We start from the raw sequence: 18,615 nt of genomic DNA, 5'->3' as shown, positions 1-18,615 counted from the left end.
CAGCGCCGCTGACGGCGTAAGAGCGGCGGGGGCTGGCCGCCGCTGCGCTGCCCCACGGGACCGCTACTTGGGTGCGATCCCGTACTCGGTCAGGCCGTTCCTGATCGCGAACAACGTGGCACCCACCCGGTTGGTTGCACCGATCTTGGTGTAGATGTGCTCCACGTGGTTGCGGACGGTCTTCCGGGCAAGAAACAGGCTGGCGGCGATCTCGGCCGGAGTCATTCCGCGGCACAGCATGCCAAGGATTTCCACTTCCCGCGGGGTGAGTCCCGCCGCGGCGGCATGCGGACGGCGGGGCTGTTGGCCGGCCGCCACGAGCACGGCCTCCACAGCTTCCGCGGCGAGCCTCCCGGCCGAAACTTCCCGCCGGAGCCTGGCAGCCGCATCAGCCGGCGTGAGCACGGGCCGGTGCGGGCGCGGCTCCAGGGAGGCATGGTAGGAGTCCGCAGCCGCCAGGATCCGCTGCTTTATCCCCAGCTCCGTTCCGCCGATCCCTCGCGGATAGCCGGATCCGTCGAGCCGCTCGTGGTGTGAGCCGGTGAGGGCCGCCTCACCCTTCAGTCCGGAAACGCGGCTGAGGATCCGCTCTCCCAGGTACGGATGCATTCGGATGCGTTCCAGGTCCAGCCCGGAGAGGGGCTCCTTCTTATCCCACACCTGGTTGGATACGCCCAGCCGGCCCAGGTCGTGAACCCAGCCTGCGCGGCGGAGCTCCGTGACGTCGTCAGCCGGCAGCCCATGCTCCTCGCCCGCAGCGGCTGCAAGGGCCGCGACTGCGCGGGAGTGTCCTGCCGTGTAGGGAGACTTCAGGTCTGCGAAGTCGCCGATCGCGCGCAGCACCGCATCCAGCTGGCCGCCTGTCAGGGGAGCGTCAGTTGGAGCCAGGTCAAGGGCCGCCTGCCAGCAGTCGACGTCGAGAAGCCCTTCGGTGAGTGCCTCGGCCTGGTCGATGAACAGCCCGGCCAGTGCCGGATCGAACTGGCTGCCGCGGCGCGCCTGCACCATGGCCACCGCACTGGCCACGCCTTCCCTTCGCAGGAAGACCTCGGCCGTGTCCGCGAGGTGCATGATCCGCATCTCCAGCGGAATTTCCGGCCCCGCCACACCCTCCGGCAGGCCCTTGCCGTCCCACCGCTCGAAGGTGTGGGTCAGCAGTCCTGCCACGCCGTCGTCGAGCCCTACACTGCTCGCCAGCACCCCGGCGGAGACACAGTGCGAGGCAATCATGGTCCGCACCGCACCGCTGCCCGTCGCCGCGAAACGCGTCCACTGGGCAACACGGGCCAGCGGCGGGAGGCCGGCGCCGGCGTGGCTGAACATGCCGGCGTACATGGGCAGGCCGTGCTGGTCGCGGTTGTAGTAGTCGGCGCGGAAGGCGATATCGTCCGTGAACAGCGCGGCGAGTTCAAAGGAATCCGCGTGGCAGCCGATCCAGGCCAGCTGGTTGGCGTAGTAGATCCTGCCCTGGCCGGCGGCGTCAACGCCCGCTGCCCCGGCGATCCGTAACGCCAGCAGGGACGCACGCAGCATGTGCTCCATCGGCTGCCCCAGTCCCAGGTCAATGGCGAGCGACAGTGCGGCCATGACTTCGCTGCGGCGGGGGTCAGCCGATGACTGCTTCACACCTGCCATTCTAGGAAGCCGCCAGCCAAGGCAGTAGGGACCGCGCGGGCGGCCGTTATGCCGTCTGGTTCTTCCCGGTCCGTGCCTGGACAAGAGCCGGTCCGGCGGGATGGGCCGTGGACGGGAACCTGACGCCCACCTGCGCTCCGAACAGTCCACGTTGCGGAAGCCAGAAGTCCGCCAGGTGGTCCTGCACAGGCAGTGCACCCGGAACCCCGGCGTCCTCACCGCGGATGGTGGCCTGGGAATCCGTCACGAGCCACAACTGCCGCGGCTGGGCCTGGAACGTCTGGCCGTTGGGCACCACACCGGAGACCTTCATCCTGCCGGCACCGAGCAGCGGACCGGCGAATGCTCCCATGGCCCGGAGCACCAGCTCGTTCCGCCACAGGCTTTCCGGCATCCGCACGGCCATGGCGGTCAGCATCGTCGTGGCCGCGGACGTGCCCAGCTCCAGGCGCCAGTCAACAACGCCGGGGACCGTGATCACCGCGGTGAACGGCCCGCTCCACTGGATGTCGACGTCGGTCTCCACCGTATGGTGGACGGCTGTCCCGAAGTAGCGGGCGCAGCTGAACTCGGGCGCGGCGTTGGCGTAGATGGTCCACTCGCCGCCGGGCGTCCGGTGCCAGACGGAGCGGTAGCCGGGGCCAACGGAGCTCACCGGGAAATCCCGGAAGGCCAGGTAGTGGCCGCTGGTAAAAGGCAGGCCCAGGACGGCGTAGCCGGCGAAATGCTCGGCAGCGTCTTCGGGAAGTTCGGCAAGTTTCGGTGTTGCCTCTGCTGATGACTGCGGCTGGTAGATGGTCATGGCCGCCTCCTTTTCTCGATGACCCGAGCCTATGACCGGGCCGCAGCAGGGGCATGGGGCAACTGCCCCATTTTGTCCCGGCGGGCCGTCAACCTTACTGCCGGCCCGCGGCGCCCGGTCCGTCGAACAACGCGCTGGTGCTGCTCTGGGGCACCACGACGTGGACGGCGTTGCGCTGGATGGTGAAGTCGGCCGGCGTTGTGGTGGCGATCTCGCCGTCGAGGTTCACCGGCAGCGGCGGCTCGCTGACCAGCCGGACGCGTCGGCTGGTCAGGTGGTAGACCCTGTCGTGTTCGATGAAGCTTCCGTCCTTGAGCAGCCGTGCGATGCTCACGTGCTCCCGGAGCGGGCCGGCCAGGATGGCGTAGATGTCAAGGGTGTGGTCATCGATCCCTGCCGTGGGGGAGACCGTGTTGCCGCCGCCGTAGTGCCGGCCGTTGCCGACGGCCACCTGCAGCAGGTCCTCGAGCTCCAGCGGCTCGTGGTCCCCGTCCGGGAACTCGAGGCGGGCCCGGAACGGCGTGTGCCGGGCATAGGCCCGAACCGTGGCGATGCTGTACGCCAGCGGCCCGATGTACCGCTTCAAGCGGGGGCTCAGGGCCTCGGTCACCGCCACCGACAGGCCCACAGACGCGACGTTGAGGAACGGCTCGCCGTTGGCCCGGCCGAGGTCGATGTCCACCACCTTCCCTTCCGCGACGGTGGCGCATGCCCCGGCAAGATTGTTCGGTATCTCCAGCGTGCGGGCGAAGTCATTGGCGGTGCCCAGCGGAAGAACCCCGAGAACGACGCCGGTGCCGGCAACCCGGCCGGCCGCGTAGGACACCGTCCCGTCACCGCCGCCCACAACCACCAGGTCGTGCCCGTCCGCCACCACCCGGTCAAGCGTCCCGGCCAGGCCTGCGCCCGACACCACGTGGTGCACGGCGGAAATGGGCACGCCTGCCTTTCGCATCGTGTCCACCGCAAGCTGGTGCGCCGCCCCTCGGCGTGATCCGGCGTTGATCACAACGGCGGCAGAGCGTGCGTCCCGGGCAGCCTTCATGTGGGCCATGTTAGGCGGCGGACCTGTGGGTTTCCTATGGCGCCGGCCCAAGATCGGCTCGGTTGATTCTGCTCCGTGCCATCTTCGTTCGCCTGAGGTATGTCTGTTGGTCACCTTGGCGGCATAGGTTGAACGCACCGTCGTCAGACCCGCCATATTTTCGCCGCCAAGGAGTCCCATGTCCACGAGACGCCCGTTCACCGCTGCTGCCACCGCTGCCGTTCTCGGCAGCCTCGCCGTTGGTTTCGGCGGGACCCCGGCACTTGCCGAGCCCCAAAAGGACCACGCGGTTGACCTGAGGGTCGCCACCTACAACCTGTCGCTCAACCGGGCAACCGCGGGCGAACTCGAGGCCGATCTGAGCACGCCGGAGGACCAGCAGGCGCGGACCGTTGCCGAGGTCATCCAGCGCGCCAACCCCGATGTCATCCTGCTCAATGAGTTCGATTACGTGCCGAACATGCGTGCCGCTGACCTGTTCCGCGAGAACTACCTGGCGATCGGGCAGGGCGGGGCTGAGCCCGTTGACTACCCCTACGCCTACGTGGCGCCGTCGAATACCGGGATCCCCAGCGGATTCGACCTCAACAACAACGGCATCGTCGCCGGCGGCGACGATGCCTTCGGCTTCGGTGCATTCGAGGGTCAATACGGCATGGCCATCCTGTCGAAGTACCCCATCGACACAGAGAACGTGAGGACGTTCCAGAACTTCCTGTGGAAAGACATGCCAGGGGCGCTTTTGCCGGATAACCCGGCCACGCCCGAGCCGGCCGACTGGTTTTCCCCGGAGGAGCTCGAGGTGGTGCGCCTCTCCAGCAAGTCGCACTGGGATGTCCCGGTGAAGGTGGGCGGCGAAACGCTGCACGTGCTCGCCTCGCACCCGACGCCGCCGACCTTTGACGGCCCCGAGGACCGGAATGGCCGCCGCAACCACGACGAGATCCGGTTCTGGGCCGACTACGTCACCCCGGCGAAATCGGCGTACATCGTGGACGATGAGGGCAAGAAGCGCGGGCTCCTGCCGAGCGAACGGTTCGTTATCCTCGGTGACCAGAATGCGGACCCGCTCGACGGCGACTCCGTGGATGCCGCGGTCAACCAGCTGCTGGACTCCAAGCAGATCATCGACCCGTTGCCGGCCTCTGATGGTGCCGTGGAAGCGGCTGCCCTGCAGGGCGGAGCCAACGCCATCCATGAAGGTGACCCGCGCTACGACACCGCAGACTTCGGCGACACCGCGCCGGGAAACCTGCGGGCTGACTACGTGCTGCCCTCCCGCGGGACCACGGTGCTCGGTTCCGGGGTGTTCTGGCCGACCCAGGCTGACCCTCTCTCCCGGCTGACGGGCGTCTATCCGTTTCCCAGCAGCGACCACCGTCTCGTGTGGGTGGACATGCAGGTACGCGGCTGACCAACCCCCGCGTTCGGGCCAGTTCAGAGGTGGGGTGCGGGCCTTCTTCCCCAGCTAGCGGCGAACCATTGACTACTGGTTCCTTGGGTCTACCATGATGCGCATCAGGACATTTCAAGGAGGAGATGTGTGATGTCACGCGCCGAAGTGGAGCAGCTTGACGACCGCGGAATGGCGGCCTGGGACCAGCATGATACGGCGGCTTTCGCCGACCTGCTGGCCGATGATTTCACCTTTACCGATGTGATGGCCCCCGAACCGTTCCGCACCCGGGAACAGGTCCAGGCCTACATGGACACCTGGTTCATGGCCTTCCCGGATATGCGCATCAAGGCCACGCGACGGGTGGTCAGTGATGATGAGGTGGCTGCGGAAGTGGAGTTCACCGGCACCAACACGGGGCCGCTGAGGATGGGGGACCAGGAAGTTCCGGCCACGGGCAAATCCGTGGTGGGAACAGGGACCTATTTCGCGTCCATCACCGACGGGAAGATCGCCTCGTTCCGCGCCCATCCGGACGTCGCCTCGCTGATGGGACAGCTGGGGCTGATGCCCGGGATGTGACGCGGCCTCGTAAATTACGACGGCGGCCCGCTCACCGGTGCGCCAGGCGCGGCGCACTAGGGCGACGAAGGGAGCCGGGCGCTCAGGAAGAACCCGCGGTTCCTGGGCCCCCATTCGATGCTGCCCCCGGCGACTTCCACCCTCTCCTTGAGGCCCAGGAGACCATAGCCTGACGTACCGTCAAGATGGTTCTCGGGCCTGCCGGCGCCGTCGTCGGAAATGTTGAGGGTCAGCGTACGGGGTTCCCACCGAAGATCGATGAGCGCGTTCGTTCCGGATCCGGCGTGCTTGGAGATGTTCGTCAGGGACTCCTGCACAACGCGGTACGCGGCGTGGCCTACGCTGGGGTCCAGCTTTCCAGCCTGCCCGGATGCCCTCAGGTCCACCTCCACTCCCGCTGAACGGACAGGTTCGATCAGCCCATGAATGTCGCTCAGAGTCGGCAGCGGGCTTTGCTGTCCTTCGTCCGCCGTTCCACCGTGAGGCTTCAGCAGTCCCAGAAGGCGGGCCAGTTCCTGCGCAGCCTCAGTGCCAACGGACTCGATGACGTCCAGGGCCTGGGCGGCACGCTGGGGATCGGAATCCATCACTTTGCGTCCACCAGCGGCGTGCAGCGTCATCACGGTGACTGCGTGGGAGACGATGTCGTGCAGTTCCGCGGCGATGTGGGCGCGTTCCTGCGCCACGGCCGCTTCAGCCTTGCGCCGTTCCTCTTCCAGCGAGCTGATGCGTAGGCGGTTACGTGCCACAAAGCGGCCGAATGCCCATGCCCCGCTCAGCCACACGGCGCCGGTCCCGATGAACCACAGATCCTCATCAAGGGGCCTGCCGGGTGCAGTAACCAGGACAGGAAGGGCGATTGCGGTGATGCAGGCTGTCAGGGACTGCCGCAGCGACTGATCGGATGCCACTGCCGCCAGCGCCACCAGGACAGCCGTTATTGGCATGTAAGGGACGCGGTAAACCTCCGAGAAGGTGAAGTAGTTCGGAGTGAGGAAGACTACGAAGACCGCCTGATGCAGCAAGAGTCCGGCGAAAACCATCATGGGGGCGCGGTGCCTCCACAGCAGCGGAACAAACCCCGCCGCCACGTAAGCAAGAGCCGCCACGGCCAGGCCTCCCGAGAGCGAGCCGGACGTAGCCGGAAAAAAGCTGACGAGCTCAAGGGCAAATGCCAGCAGGACGACGGTGAAATCTGCCCTGGTGAAGCCGTGTGACCTTTTCACCCCATGCCCAGAGTGTGCCAGCTTGATCATTGAATATTTGTGGACCACTGCGCACCTCACAACGGGTTACCAGTCACGGCTGTGCCTCTGTCCCTAGTTTGCGCCCGGGCACGGCTACCGTCATCCATCCTTCGTTTGAGTGATGGCATACATCCCCGGGTGGACTATTGCGGTAGTCGGTGATGGCGTCGCAGGCTGGATTGCTCAGCCACGCCCGTCCGGCTTGACCAGTCCCAGACGGTAGGCCGCCGCCACAGCCTGCGCCCGGTCCGCCACCCCGAGCTTCATGAGGATCCGGTGCACGTGCGTTTTCACGGTCGCCTCACTGAGAAAAAGGGTTGCGGCGACCTCGGCGTTACTCATTCCGCGGGCAATTGCGGCGAGCACCTCCCGTTCACGGCGTGTCAGCTCATCCAACTCAGCAGGGGTGGGGAGAAAAGGTTCGGGTCTGTTGGAAAATTCCTCGAGGAGCTTGCGGGTGACGTTCGGGTCAAGCCAGCCGGCTCCGTCGGCAAGGGCGCGGATGGCGGATGCCAGGATGCGTGGCGCCGAGTTCTTGAGGATGAAGCCGGAGGCGCCGGCACGCAGGGCGGCGTGGACAGCTTCATCTTCATTGAAGGTAGTCAGGATGAGGACCGGTATCGCTTCCCTGCGGCTGGCATTGAACTCTTCGGAGGTGAGGATGCGGGTGGCCGCGATGCCGTCCATGACTGGCATCCGGATATCCATCACCACGACGTCGGGCTGCAGCCCCGCGACCACTTCAACGCCGGCGCGGCCGTCGCCGGCCTCCCCGACGACCACCATGTCGGGCTCTGACTCCAGCAGCAGCGCCAGGCCTGCCCGGATCAGGGCCTCGTCATCGACCAGGACCACACGCAGGCGGCCGTCGGCTTCACCGGCCGGTGCGGGCGGCTCGCCTGCAGCTGCTGGCTCACCGCTTCGTGTGCCATCCATGAGTGGACAATATCCATCCCGGAGCTGAAAAGCCACGGCCAAAAAGAGTCCGGGGACCGGGCGTCGCTACGCCGTGGGATGTAGCTGGTGAGCGCGCAGAACCCCCTAACGGTGTACATCGGAATGGCTACCGGGGGCCGACGCGCCACATACGTGCTGTGATCAACACTGATGGCTATCAACTCCATGAAAAAGCAGGTCATGGACGAGAAAAACCAAGGAGCCCCCGATGGCCCGGAAATCCAAACAGCGAACAGTATGGCTGATCATCACCATCATCTTCAGCCTTGGCCTCATGGGGACGGCTTCCTCCGTGAGCGCACGGGAAAGCACAGCACCTCCACCGTCAATGGACTGGCGGGACGCCCCAGGTCAGCAGAATGCTGCGGCCATACCGCTGAAGGGTTCACCGGAACTTTGGAAGTTCCGTTTCATCATCGACAGGTGAGCCGGCATAGGTCCGGCCCATCCACGCCAAAAGAAAGGAACCATCATGAAAAACCGTCCAGACCCAGCAAATGAAATCCAATCCGCGGGCCACGGAGGCTCGGTGCAGCCGGGGCCGCGACGGGCCATGACCGCCGTGGACCGGGTCGGAGCCTTCAGCGGAGCAGCCTACGTGCTGCTGGCTAACATCGGAAGCGCGCTGGTGGGTGAGGGTTCTACCCGTGGGGAATCGCCCGGGCAGCTGATACTGGATGAGCAACAGAGAATCGCCGAGAACCCGTGGGCTCGCGTGGCGTTTGCCATGTTGATCCTGGCTCAGCTGGCATTAATAATGTTCGTTGGCTACTTGTACACGCGGCTGCGGAACGCCGGCTGGCTTGCGGCCACTGCGCTCGTGGGAGGGATCGCGGCGATCATGGCGTATCTCGTCTCCCTCACGATGGTGATTGCCGTGTTCGTCCTCCGGGAAGACATGTCACCAGAGCTGGCCAGGGCCCTGATGGACGTTGATGGAGCGGGGCACCTGGTACAACTTCTGCCCTTGGGCGTATTTGCGCTGTTCGCTTCCGCCGCGGCTCTGGTGACCGGCGCGCTCGGACGGGTGCTGAGTTTGGCCGGCATGGCGATCGGTGCGACGAGCATTGCCGTGCTTGCCGCAACCGGCCTTCCCGCCAACGAGGATTTCTTCGTCTGGCCCTTCCTGCTCGTGGTGCTGTGGATGGCTGTGATCAGCCTGCGCTGGGGCTTCGCCCGCAACCATCCAAGGGTGCGGGCCACCGCACTCAGCCCGGCCAACCCCGTCACCAGCTAGGACCAGTGACATGTCCAAGGGAGCCAGCAGCGGGCTGCCGTGGCTTCCTGCAGCATGTTTCGTCGATCTTCTGCCTTGCTGCATGGTGCTGTGCCTGGATCTTGATCCAGGCACCACCTCCATGGATCACGTGTCCTCGGCCGTGGGCCTACTCGCTGCGGGAACCCTTCTGGTTATAAAACCGTCACCTGCCCGGGCGCTGCCGTCCATCCTGCCGGAGGATCACCGAGAGCATGTGAAGTATGCGGTCCGCTTGGGAGTCCTGCCACTGGCCAGTCTGTTCAGTGACTGGCGCGATGAACTCGCGCAACTGAAGAGGGTGTACTCGCTTGCCATCCGAGTCCTGCCGGCCGGGACAGCGCTGGCCATCATCATCGATGGCTACGGGATCCTCCGTGATCCCACTGGGTCCCTCTTTTTCCTCTGCTGCACCGTGGCCACCGCAATATTGGGGGTTGCGGTGTTTGCAGTCTCAGCGGTCCGGCTGACGAACATTGAGGCCGTGGAGGGCAAGCTGCGCGAACAGATCCGCCTACTGGATGCGCGTTTCTGACCGTTGCGGACGCGGGTGGGCGTGGCTCCGGTGGCCACTCCTGATTCCACTGTTGCCACCGTGCGGCAGCGGCAGGATGATCGGAGTGTTGGGCTCCTGCCGGTCAGGCGGGCCGGAAGAACGACGGCGAGTGCCCAGCCAAGGACTGAGGCGGCGGTGAGCGGGCCATGACAGAGCATCAACGGCAGCTGCGGCGGCTGCGGGTATCCGACATCAATGTCGTGAACCAGCGCACGCTGCGGAAGGCGCTGGGCGGGACCATCGTCGGTAACACGATGGAATGGTACGACGTCGGTGTGTTCGGCTACCTCATCACCACCATGGGGCCGGTCTTCCTGCCCGAAGCGGACCGGTCCGTGCAGAACCTTTTCCTGCTGGGAACGTTCGGTGCCACGTTCATCGCCCGGCCCCTTGGCGGTGTCTTCTTCGGCTGGCTGGGCGACAAGATCGGCCGGCAGAAGGTGCTGGCCATGACGCTGATGCTCATGGCTGCCGCGACGTTCGCCGTCGGCCTGCTTCCGGGGTACGCGGTGCTGGGCATCTGGGCGGCGGTGCTGCTGGTGGTCCTCAAGCTGGTGCAGGGTTTTTCGACCGGCGGCGAATACTCGGGTGCCACCACGTTCGTGTGCGAGCATTCGCCGGACCGCCGCCGGGGGTTCTACGTCAGCTTCCTGGACATGGGCAGCTACCTCGGATTTGCGGCGGGCGCGGCCGTGGTGTCCGTCCTTCAGCTGACCCTGGGCCAGGAGCAGATGGAGGCGTGGGGCTGGCGGATCCCGTTCCTGTTGGCCGGCCCGCTGGGCGCCGTTGCCGTGTACTTCCGGATGAAGATCGAGGAATCGGCCGCCTTCAAGGCCACGCTGGAAGCCGAAGCAGTGGCGGCCAAGCAACCGGAGACCGGTGAGGATCTCCGCCCGGTGGGGCCGGTGGGGATCCTGAAGGCGCACTGGCGGCCGATCCTGCTGGCCATGATCCTGGCGGCGGCCGCCAACACGGTGGCCTACGCCCTCACGTCCTACATGCCCACGTACCTGACCAGCAACAAGGGGTACAACGAGGTGGAGGGGACGCTGCTGACCATCCCGGTTCTGGTGGCCATGGCGCTGTGCATCCCGTTCACGGGGCTGCTCTCGGACCGGATCGGCCGCCGTCCCGTGCTGTGGATCGGTGCCGCCAGCACCGTGGTGCTCGCGGTTCCGGCGTTCCTGGCCATCGCGGCGGGCAGCGTACCAATGACATTGCTGGGACTCGCACTGATCGCCTTCCCGGTGGCGTTCTCGGTGCCGAACCTCGCCTCGGCGCTGCCGGCGCTGTTCCCCACCGAGCACCGCTATTCCGCCATGGGGATCGCCTACAACCTGGCGGTGGCCATCTTCGGCGGGACGGCCCCGTTCATCATTGCGTCCCTCATTGAACTCACCGGCGACGACATGGCGATTGCGTACTACCTCATGGCGGTGGCCGCGGTTGCCGCCGTGGCCATCTGGTTCCTGCCCGAATCAGCCCGGCGGCACCTGCCCGGGTCCATGCCCAGCGTGGAATCGGAGGAAGCCGCCCGCAAGCTGGTTGAAACGCAGGATACAAACCCGCTGCTGGACCTGGACTCGCTGCCGTTCGAGAGCAGCTTCGAGATCGCGCGGGCGGAGCACAAGGGGCGGCCCGGGAAGCCAACGGTGATGTGAGGCAAAAACGTACGACGGCGGCACTTGGGGGAGTGTCGCAGTCGCCATACCGGGATGCTATCCCTGTGACAGGTGTTGCGGCGCAGTTTTGTCCCGTGGCGCAGCCCGCAAGGGGAACTTTCCTGGCATTTCTGCCAGCGCCGACAACGACGTCCTGCGGACAACCGAGACTCATGGACGGCACCCCTGAGGATCTAAATTCGGCCCAGCGCGTCCGAAGCGCGTGGGAAGAGCCAGATGCCTGCGGACCTATTCGTCGTCAACTCCGTCAACTTCGTCAACTTCGTCTGCGCTCTCCGCGGCGACCAGTTCTCGGTATAGCAGTCTGGGACAGACCCCGCTGCAAGCTCCGTTGAGCGCTCCTTCGGCGCCAAACACAAGTAGGTAGACGCATGTGCTACGCAGTCCTACGCGGTCCGTATTCAGTATTGTTTTGTGCTAGAACATGAGCTACGCTGTTCTACATAGAGCTAGAAAGTAATAGAACATCTACTGGAACTATGAAGGACAGACTATTATGACCGAGTACAACGCCGATTCCCTCAGTCGAGCACTTGCCGCTGCTGCCGAGGCCTTTCTGACTACGCTTCGCAACGAGGAAGAGCACTTCAACCCAGTGACCCGGCCCGAGGACGTTACATGGGCACCTGCCACAGCGGAGCCAATCTTGTTCGATCCGTTGACCGACCCGCTCCCGATGAAGGCCACACCCGACAGGGAAGCGGACCAGAAGTTCCAGGACATGTGCTCACTGGTCTACATTGGCAGCATTGGTCGGTACTACGCCGAGACGGGCGAGGGCGCTGGCGCCGAAGAAATCCGCCGATTCGCCCTTAAGGCTGGATACAGGAACGGTCGTGCCGTGAACGGTTGGAGTTCACGGCCCGGCAGCATCCGTGCCGTGGAAGTGATAGACGGCAAGCGATATATCAATCAGACCGCCGTGAACTGGCTTCCCAAGCTGGAGCGCGCCCTCGGTGTGAAGATCAAGGGCGACACCCGGTGGGTCGAGGTCGATGATGAAGGGAACGTAACCTTTTCGTAGTTCGCAAACCGCGTAAGGCCCGTTGGCTTCTGACACGTGGACTTTCGCCAACCTTCGGGGGGAGTCCACGTGTCGGTCCCAGCTGAGTGCCGGACTGGGCCGATGCTTTTGGTGTCCCGCCATAAGAGTCCCACGTCTCGGAACTGGGCACCCTTAACTTTCATTTTTTCGTACTTTGGATCGATTTGGTTGATCATCATCTTCGTGGCGTGTATATGACCGCCGCCGTGAGGATCCGCAACTGTTACCGCCCTGACACAGCCCGCCTAAGGCCGGATAAGGGACTGAATCGGCCCACCCCGACGATTAGCCATACAGGCCGTTGACCCATCAGGAAACCGCCGTCGCCGGAGGCCAGCACCAGGGTGCGGCCGTCCTCCACGGCGCAGGCTGCCCCGCCGGCGCTGGCAAGGCCCAGGCCGATGGACTGGAAAGCGGTCCCCACCATGACCAGGTCCTGGGGCCTGGGGATGTGCAAGTACATGGGTGCCCAGGCGACGAAGTGCCCGCCGTCCCGGACCACCGTGCGGCGCTCCGGCAGCCTGGCAGGCGGCCGGCGAGGATCAGGGGCCGCTTCGCCTGGGCGAACGAAGGTGAACTGAGGCAAAGCTGGATTTCCTTGCGGGCTGGCGCTTCGTAAACCAGCCGTTAGTAATGGTAGCGGGCCTGCAGGATGGTCACGTACTGGTCATCCGCCATGTAGACGAGTCTGTGTTCCTGGTCGGTGCGCCTGGACCATGCTCCGGCCAGCGCGTGTTTCAGGGCCTCCGGCTTTCCGATGCCCTCGAAGGGATCATCGCGCAGCGTGTCTTCGATGAGGGTGTTGATCCGTTTGAGTGTCTTGCGGTCCTGGGTCTGCCAGTAGAGGTAGTCCTCCCACCCTTCGGCGGTCCATGCCAGCCTGCGGCCTTCAGTCACGGATCGGTAAGCTCGTGCTCGGTTACTTGACCATTCCGCACGGCAGCAAGGGATGACAGCAATCGCTGGGCGTTTTTAGGCGACCGCAGCAGGTGGGTGGTCTCCACCAGGGCGTCGTACTCTTCCTTGGACATGAGGACTGCGGATCCGCGCTTGGACGTGATCTCGACTTCGGTGTGATCGAGGTTGACGCGCTCGATCAGGCCGAAGAGATCACGCCGTGCCTCGCTTGTGGTGATTGCCATGTTTCCCTCCTTGCTGTACTGGATATGGTACCAGTCGGACCTGTGGTCACGCTGGTTGTTTGGCCTGCGGTCATTGCCCGGCAGGCCCCCAGGGCTCCGGTGAATCGCAGGCCTACCGGCCGCTGGCGGTTCGCTACCCCGCCACCGCAGCCTTCGCTGCCCGCGAGGCCTCCATCCACTCGCTCAGCCACGGGGCACGGACGCTCGACGTGATGCGGCAGTCGGCCACGAAGGTTCCCTTTGCGCCGGCGTCGATCCAGTCCGTGAGCGCGGAGAGGTCCGCCAGTGAGCGGATGATCGCCGACTCGGCACCGAGCGCGCGCGCCACACCGCTGAAGTCCACCTCCGGGATCAGCATGGGCTTTTCGGTCAGGCCTTGGGAGCCGTACTGGTGGATTTCGGCTCCGTAAGCGGCGTCGTTGTAGATCACCACGATGGCGCTGCTGGCCGCCCCGATGAGCGATTCGAGGTCGGACAGGCCCATCAGGAAACCGCCGTCGCCGGAGGCCAGCACCAGGGTGCGGCCGTCCTCCACGGCGCGGGCTGCCCCGACGGCGCTGGCAAGGCCCAGGCCGATGGACTGGAAGGCGGTCCCCACCATGACCAGGTCCTGGGGCCTGGGGATGTGCCAGTACATGGGTGCCCAGCCGACGAAGTGTCCGCCGTCCTGGACCACCGTGCGGCGCTCCGGCAGCACCGCATCCAGTGCCTTGGCGAGGGAACGCGGGTCCAGCCGGCCGTCCGCAGTCTCTACGGAGCCGGCCTCGTGGCCCGGTCCCTCGGCCAGGCGCTTGCGGGCTTCCGCGCGCCACGCTGCTGCGCGGCCGGCGTCCGGAGCCTCGGCATCCAGCAGCTGAAGCAGGTGCCTCGCAGCGGACTTCACGTCCGCGCTGACGAACGTGTCCACCCGGGGGTGCGTCGGCTGCAGGGCGGCATCGATCTGGATGACGGTGCTGTCCGGGCCGAGCAGGTGCCCGAACCGCATGGTGAACGGGCTCAGGCTTGCCCCGGCCACCAGGACCACATCGGCCTCGCCCATGAGCCCGGCCGCGGTGTCCGTGCCGAAGCCGCCGGCGACGCCCAAGTACCCCTCGCCTTTGAGGAGGTTGAGCGCCAGGGCTGTTCCGGCGGTCAGTGCGCCGAGGTGGTCGGCGAGTTCCCGGAGTTCCGGGCCGGCTCCGGCGAGGTGCGCACCGCGGCCGGCGAGGATCAGCGGCCGCTTCGCCCCCGCGAGCAGTCGGGCTACCTGCGCGAGGCCGCCGTCGACGTCGTCCGTCACCTTTGGTGCGTGCGGCGCCGGAAGTTCCTCGTCCGCAGCTTCGAGTGCCGCGAGGTCGTAGGGGATGGCAATTACGACGGCGGTGCGCCGGGTGAGGGCGTATTCCACCGCCTGCCGGGTGATGGAGCCCGCGGCGTCGCGGGTGACGGTGAAGGTGGCCGCGCCGAGGCCCGCGGCGATGGCCGCCTGGTCCACGTCCTGGGGCCGGGTGCCGGTGCTCGGGGCGTCCCCGGTGACCAGCACGACGGGGACCTGCGCCTGGACCGCCTCGGCGAGGGCGGTGAGGGCATTGGTGTAGCCGGGGCCGTAGGTGGTGGTGCCCGCCGCGAGGCGTCCTGACGTCCGGTAGTAGGCGTCGGCCGCGGCGATGGCGGCGCCCTCGTGCCGGACGGGGGAGAATCGGAGGCCCAGCTTCTCAGCGGCGTCCAGGAAGTAGACGTTGCCGTTGCCCATGACGCCGAAGACATCCGTGAGGTAGCTGCTGAGAACCTGCGCCACGCGGCCGGAGACGGTGAGAGTAGTCATGCAGGAATCTTGTGCGCTGGTTCACAGATCGGCAAGAGAGTCGAATCGGGTTGGGATATTTGGCAGGACGGAGCTAGCGGAACTGAAAATCTGCCCACTTGTGGCCCGCATCACTCGACTTTAGGTGGAGGGGCGGGATTCCTGTTCCGACAGCCGGTTCAGCAGGCCGTCGTAGCGCGGCGGCATGAGTTCCAGCACGGAAATGGCCGTGCTGGTCCGCTGGATCCCCTCGATTTCCAGGATCTGGTTGGTGATGCGGTAGAGGTCGGCCGTGCCGCGCGCCACCACCTTGGCCATGAGGTCCGCGTCCCCGGTGGTAGCGTGCACCTCGATGACCTCCGGAATCGCGGCGAGCCCGTCATCCACCGAACCCGTCCGCGTCTGGCTGATGGACAGTGAGAGGAAGGCCATCAGGTCATAGCCGAGCGCCGCGGGGTCCAGCCTGCGGCTGAAGGAGCGGAGGGCGCCGCTGCGCTCGAGCCGTGCCAGCCGGGCATGGACCGTGTTCCGCGCGACGCCGAGCGTCCGGGAGAGCGCCAGGGCGCTGGCCTCGGGATCCTTGTCCAGGGCAAGGATGATCCGGCCGTCGAGGGAATCGAGGGTGCGGGGGTTCGCGATGGTCATATTTTCACCACATGCAGTAGAAGTTGAGCAGAAGTCCCAATGGGTTGAGTGTATGTTGCAATGTGCGCCGGGTCACAACCATGATCGGTGTTCATGACCATCACTCAGTTCCGGACAACACCGGAAACGGCGCACCCCACCCTTCGTGACGCAGTGACCGGCCTTCCGTCCTACGTCCCGGGCCGGCGCAGCGCCGGCGTGGACATCGCAGCCCTCGCCAGCAACGAAAGCCACTACGAGCCCCTGCCCGCGGCCATCGCTGCGGTGACCACAGCGGCCGGTGCCATGAACCGCTACCCGGACACGGCCGCCGTCGAACTCCGCGAACGGCTCGCCACCCACCTCGGCGTCACCGCCGGGGAGATCGCGGTGGGGCCCGGCAGCGTGGGCGTCCTCCAGCAGATCATCACCGGGCTGTGCGACGCCGGGGATGACGTGATCTTCGCGTGGCGCTCCTTCGAGGCCTACCCCATCCTGGTGGAACTGGCAGGCGCCCGGCCGGTCCGCATCCCGCTTGATGCGGCTGAGGGCCACGACCTCGACGCCATGGCCGCAGCCGTCACCGACCGCACGAAGGTCATCCTGCTGTGCACCCCCAACAACCCCACCGGCGTGCCGATCAGCCACGAACGCATCGAGGCGTTCCTGCAGTCCGTCCGCTCCGACATCCTCGTGGTGATCGACGAGGCCTACGTGGAATACGCCGAGGCGGGCAGCGGCCCCGATTCCCTGGCCCTCTACCGCGAGTACCCGAATGTCTGCATCCTGCGCACTTTCTCGAAGGCCTACGGGCTCGCCGGCCTTCGCGTGGGCTACGCCGTGGCAGCGCCGGCCATCGCCGAGGGACTGCGCCGGACCGCTCTGCCTTTCGCCGTGAGCGCGCTGGCCCAGAAAGCGGCCATCGCGTCGCTGGACGCCGGCGGTGAGATGGAAGCCCGGGTTGGCGCCGTCAAGCAGGAGCGCGCCCGGATGGCCGCGCAGCTGGAAGCCCAGGGCTGGACACTGCAGGCGAGCCAGGGCAACTTCCTGTGGATCCGTGCCGACGAGCACCTCATGGCGAGCCTGGTGGACGCGTTTGACCACGCGGGCATCATGGTCCGGGCGTACCAGGGCGACGGCGTGCGGATCACCGTGGCCAGCCCCGCCTCCAACGACCGCGTGCTCCAGGTTTTCGAAGCCCACGCAGCCTGACAACCGACTGACCCTTAATCCCCAATCCGTTCCACCTACAACCAGAGGAATCCTCATGGAACAACAGACAAAGACGTCTGCCCGCCCACTCGGCGCCGCACTCAAACCCCGACAGCTCACCATGATGGGGCTCGGAAGCGCCATCGGCGCGGGCCTCTTCATCGGCTCCGGCGCAGGCATCCAGGCCGCGGGCCCGGCAGTGCTGATCTCCTACCTCGTGGCCGGCACCCTCATCATCCTGGTGATGTGGGCCCTCGGCGAGATGGCCGCCGCCAACCCGGACAGCGGCGCCTTCTCCGTCTATACCGCCAAGGCCTACGGCCCGGTGGCCGGTGCCACCGTGGGCTGGCTCTGGTGGCTGCAGCTCGTGGTGGTCATCGCGGCCGAAGCGCTCGGCGCGGCAGGCCTGCTGGCCACCATCTTCCCGGCCCTTCCGGTGTGGCTGATGGCCTTTGTGTTCATCGTGGTGCTCACCGCCGTGAACCTGACCAGCGTGAAGAACTTCGGCGAGTTCGAGTTCTGGTTCGCACTGCTCAAGGTGGCGGCCATCGTCGGGTTCCTCCTGGTGGGCGCGGCCCTGCTCTTCGGCTGGCTCCCGGGGGTGCAATCGCCGGGCCTGTCCAACTTCACCGGCGCCGGATTCGCGCCGGACGGTTTCGCCGGGATCGCCACGGCACTCTTCGTGGTGGCGTTTGCGTTCGGCGGCACCGAGATCGTGTCCGTGGCGGCCGCTGAGACCGCCGAACCAGCCCGCAGCGTGAAGAAAGCAGTCCGGACCGTGCTGTGGCGCATCCTGGTCTTCTACATTGGTGCAATCTTCATCATCGCGGCTGTTGTTCCCGTAGGTTCGGCCGGGCTGAAGAGCCCGTTCGCTGCGGTGCTGGACGCGGCTGGCATGCCCGGTGCGGCCACTGCCATCACCCTGGTTGCCGTCGCGGCACTGCTTTCCGCCCTCAACGCTAACCTCTACGGTGCGTCCCGGATGGCATACTCCCTCGCGGAGCGGGGCGAAGCCCCACGCCTGCTCGCTTCCGTATCCAAGGCACGGGTCCCGGTTGTCGCAGTCCTGGCCAGCGTCGCTTTCGGTGTTGTCACGGTGGTGCTTGAGCTGGCGTTCCCCGAGATGGTCCTTCCCGTCCTGCTCAACATCGTGGGCTCGACCTGCCTGCTGGTGTGGACCTCTGCATTGCTGGCCCAGCTCGCGCTGCGCCTCCGTGCAGACCGCGACGGAACGGCGCTTCCCCTGCGGATGCCCGGCTTCCCGTGGCTCACGGTGGTTGGTCTGGTCATCCTCGCGGCGATCTTCACGGTGGGCTTCATCGGCGAGGATTCCCGTCCGCAGCTCCTGAGCACCTTCGGACTCGTGGCGCTTCTGGCCGTGGCAAACTGGCTGCACCACCGGAACCGCAAGGTTTTGCCGGTTGTTGAAGCTTCGGATGGTGACAAGGAGCCGGTGCTGATCGACTGAACCAGGTGCCGTGAACCACTGACGGTTCAGGACACACGAAGGGCGCGTCCGGTCTGGCCGGGCGCGCCTTGCGTTTCCACCGGGACGCGGTTGCCGAGGCTCAACAGGCTTTGGCCACGGCGGCACCCGTGCTCAGATCCGGTCCTCTAATGGAGCATGCAACATTCTACGATTTCGCACGTTT

At 66.0% G+C, this 18,615-nt stretch carries 18 protein-coding genes and 1 pseudogene; 9 read left to right on the top strand and 10 right to left on the bottom strand.

All coding sequences use genetic code 11. From position 1 onward, the window contains the following. Positions 1-63: 63 nt before the first annotated feature. The 3 genes from ACS5PJ_RS10865 to ACS5PJ_RS10855 all read right to left on the bottom strand — a co-directional run bounded on the left by ACS5PJ_RS10865 (position 64) and on the right by ACS5PJ_RS10855 (position 3,482). Entirely contained in the window at positions 64-1,626 is a 1,563-nt protein-coding gene (locus ACS5PJ_RS10865) for an HD domain-containing phosphohydrolase (RefSeq protein ID WP_439434898.1), read from the bottom strand. A gap of 55 nt (positions 1,627-1,681) precedes the next feature. Further along, positions 1,682-2,437 carry a hypothetical protein gene (locus tag ACS5PJ_RS10860; protein WP_439434897.1) on the bottom strand — a complete coding sequence of 252 codons (756 nt, stop codon included), beginning with the start codon at positions 2,435-2,437 and terminating at the stop codon, positions 1,682-1,684. Between the two features lie 94 nt (positions 2,438-2,531). Continuing rightward, entirely contained in the window at positions 2,532-3,482 is a 951-nt protein-coding gene (locus ACS5PJ_RS10855) for a lipid kinase (RefSeq protein WP_439434896.1), read from the bottom strand. A gap of 178 nt (positions 3,483-3,660) precedes the next feature. Between ACS5PJ_RS10855 and ACS5PJ_RS10850 the strand changes: the two genes are divergently transcribed. Together ACS5PJ_RS10850 and ACS5PJ_RS10845 are read left to right on the top strand one after the other, a co-directional pair. Beyond that, complete coding sequence (locus tag ACS5PJ_RS10850; protein ID WP_439434895.1) at positions 3,661-4,896, top strand: endonuclease/exonuclease/phosphatase family protein; 1,236 nt, start codon at positions 3,661-3,663, stop codon at positions 4,894-4,896. A gap of 132 nt (positions 4,897-5,028) precedes the next feature. Beyond that, a complete protein-coding gene (locus ACS5PJ_RS10845; RefSeq protein WP_439434894.1) occupies positions 5,029-5,460 on the top strand; it encodes an ester cyclase in 432 nt (143 codons plus the stop codon). 56 nt (positions 5,461-5,516) lie between these two features. On the opposite strand, the gene ACS5PJ_RS10840 is transcribed toward ACS5PJ_RS10845, so the two are convergent. Together ACS5PJ_RS10840 and ACS5PJ_RS10835 are read right to left on the bottom strand one after the other, a co-directional pair. Further along, entirely contained in the window at positions 5,517-6,686 is a 1,170-nt protein-coding gene (locus tag ACS5PJ_RS10840; protein WP_439434893.1) for a sensor histidine kinase, read from the bottom strand. 204 nt (positions 6,687-6,890) lie between these two features. After that, the gene (locus ACS5PJ_RS10835; RefSeq protein WP_439434892.1) at positions 6,891-7,643 is read right to left on the bottom strand and encodes a response regulator transcription factor; all 753 of its coding nucleotides are present in this window, start codon (positions 7,641-7,643) and stop codon (positions 6,891-6,893) included. A gap of 229 nt (positions 7,644-7,872) precedes the next feature. Here ACS5PJ_RS10835 and ACS5PJ_RS10830 point away from each other — a divergent pair, with 229 nt between their 5' ends. The 5 genes from ACS5PJ_RS10830 (at position 7,873) to ACS5PJ_RS10810 (ending at position 12,181) form a co-directional block, all read left to right on the top strand. Continuing rightward, entirely contained in the window at positions 7,873-8,091 is a 219-nt protein-coding gene (locus tag ACS5PJ_RS10830) for a hypothetical protein (RefSeq protein ID WP_439434891.1), read from the top strand. A 45-nt stretch (positions 8,092-8,136) separates the two neighbouring features. Then, complete coding sequence (locus ACS5PJ_RS10825) at positions 8,137-8,901, top strand: hypothetical protein (RefSeq protein ID WP_439434890.1); 765 nt, start codon at positions 8,137-8,139, stop codon at positions 8,899-8,901. A gap of 10 nt (positions 8,902-8,911) precedes the next feature. Continuing rightward, entirely contained in the window at positions 8,912-9,454 is a 543-nt protein-coding gene (locus ACS5PJ_RS10820; protein ID WP_439434889.1) for a hypothetical protein, read from the top strand. A gap of 167 nt (positions 9,455-9,621) precedes the next feature. Next, positions 9,622-11,136 (top strand): MFS transporter, encoded by a 1,515-nt coding sequence (locus ACS5PJ_RS10815; protein WP_439434888.1) that lies wholly within the window; start codon positions 9,622-9,624, stop codon positions 11,134-11,136. Positions 11,137-11,653: 517 nt separating this feature from the next. Continuing rightward, the gene (locus ACS5PJ_RS10810; RefSeq protein WP_439434887.1) at positions 11,654-12,181 is read left to right on the top strand and encodes a hypothetical protein; all 528 of its coding nucleotides are present in this window, start codon (positions 11,654-11,656) and stop codon (positions 12,179-12,181) included. A gap of 298 nt (positions 12,182-12,479) precedes the next feature. Here ACS5PJ_RS10810 and ACS5PJ_RS10805 read toward each other — a convergent pair. The 5 genes and pseudogenes from ACS5PJ_RS10805 to ACS5PJ_RS10785 form a co-directional block, all read right to left on the bottom strand. Further along, positions 12,480-12,728 (bottom strand): annotated as a pseudogene (locus tag ACS5PJ_RS10805) (thiamine pyrophosphate-dependent enzyme); the annotation flags it as partial. A gap of 101 nt (positions 12,729-12,829) precedes the next feature. After that, positions 12,830-13,099 carry a Txe/YoeB family addiction module toxin gene (locus ACS5PJ_RS10800; RefSeq protein ID WP_439434886.1) on the bottom strand — a complete coding sequence of 90 codons (270 nt, stop codon included), beginning with the start codon at positions 13,097-13,099 and terminating at the stop codon, positions 12,830-12,832. Continuing rightward, positions 13,096-13,344, bottom strand: a complete 249-nt coding sequence (locus ACS5PJ_RS10795) for a type II toxin-antitoxin system Phd/YefM family antitoxin (protein WP_439434885.1) — start codon at positions 13,342-13,344, stop codon at positions 13,096-13,098. Before ACS5PJ_RS10795 ends, ACS5PJ_RS10800 begins: the two co-directional genes overlap by 4 nt. Positions 13,345-13,477: 133 nt before the next feature. Next, entirely contained in the window at positions 13,478-15,148 is a 1,671-nt protein-coding gene (locus tag ACS5PJ_RS10790; protein ID WP_439434884.1) for a thiamine pyrophosphate-binding protein, read from the bottom strand. A 120-nt stretch (positions 15,149-15,268) separates the two neighbouring features. Next, the gene (locus ACS5PJ_RS10785; protein WP_439434883.1) at positions 15,269-15,772 is read right to left on the bottom strand and encodes an Lrp/AsnC family transcriptional regulator; all 504 of its coding nucleotides are present in this window, start codon (positions 15,770-15,772) and stop codon (positions 15,269-15,271) included. Positions 15,773-15,865: 93 nt separating this feature from the next. Here ACS5PJ_RS10785 and hisC point away from each other — a divergent pair, with 93 nt between their 5' ends. Together hisC and ACS5PJ_RS10775 are read left to right on the top strand one after the other, a co-directional pair. After that, positions 15,866-16,963 carry a histidinol-phosphate transaminase gene (hisC, locus tag ACS5PJ_RS10780; RefSeq protein WP_439434882.1) on the top strand — a complete coding sequence of 366 codons (1,098 nt, stop codon included), beginning with the start codon at positions 15,866-15,868 and terminating at the stop codon, positions 16,961-16,963. A gap of 55 nt (positions 16,964-17,018) precedes the next feature. After that, entirely contained in the window at positions 17,019-18,431 is a 1,413-nt protein-coding gene (locus tag ACS5PJ_RS10775) for an amino acid permease (RefSeq protein ID WP_439434881.1), read from the top strand. Positions 18,432-18,615 lie beyond the last annotated feature (184 nt).

The organism is Pseudarthrobacter cremeus (genome assembly GCF_051857465.1).
Classification (GTDB): domain Bacteria; phylum Actinomycetota; class Actinomycetes; order Actinomycetales; family Micrococcaceae; genus Arthrobacter.
This window is presented reverse-complemented; position numbering and strand designations above follow the sequence as displayed.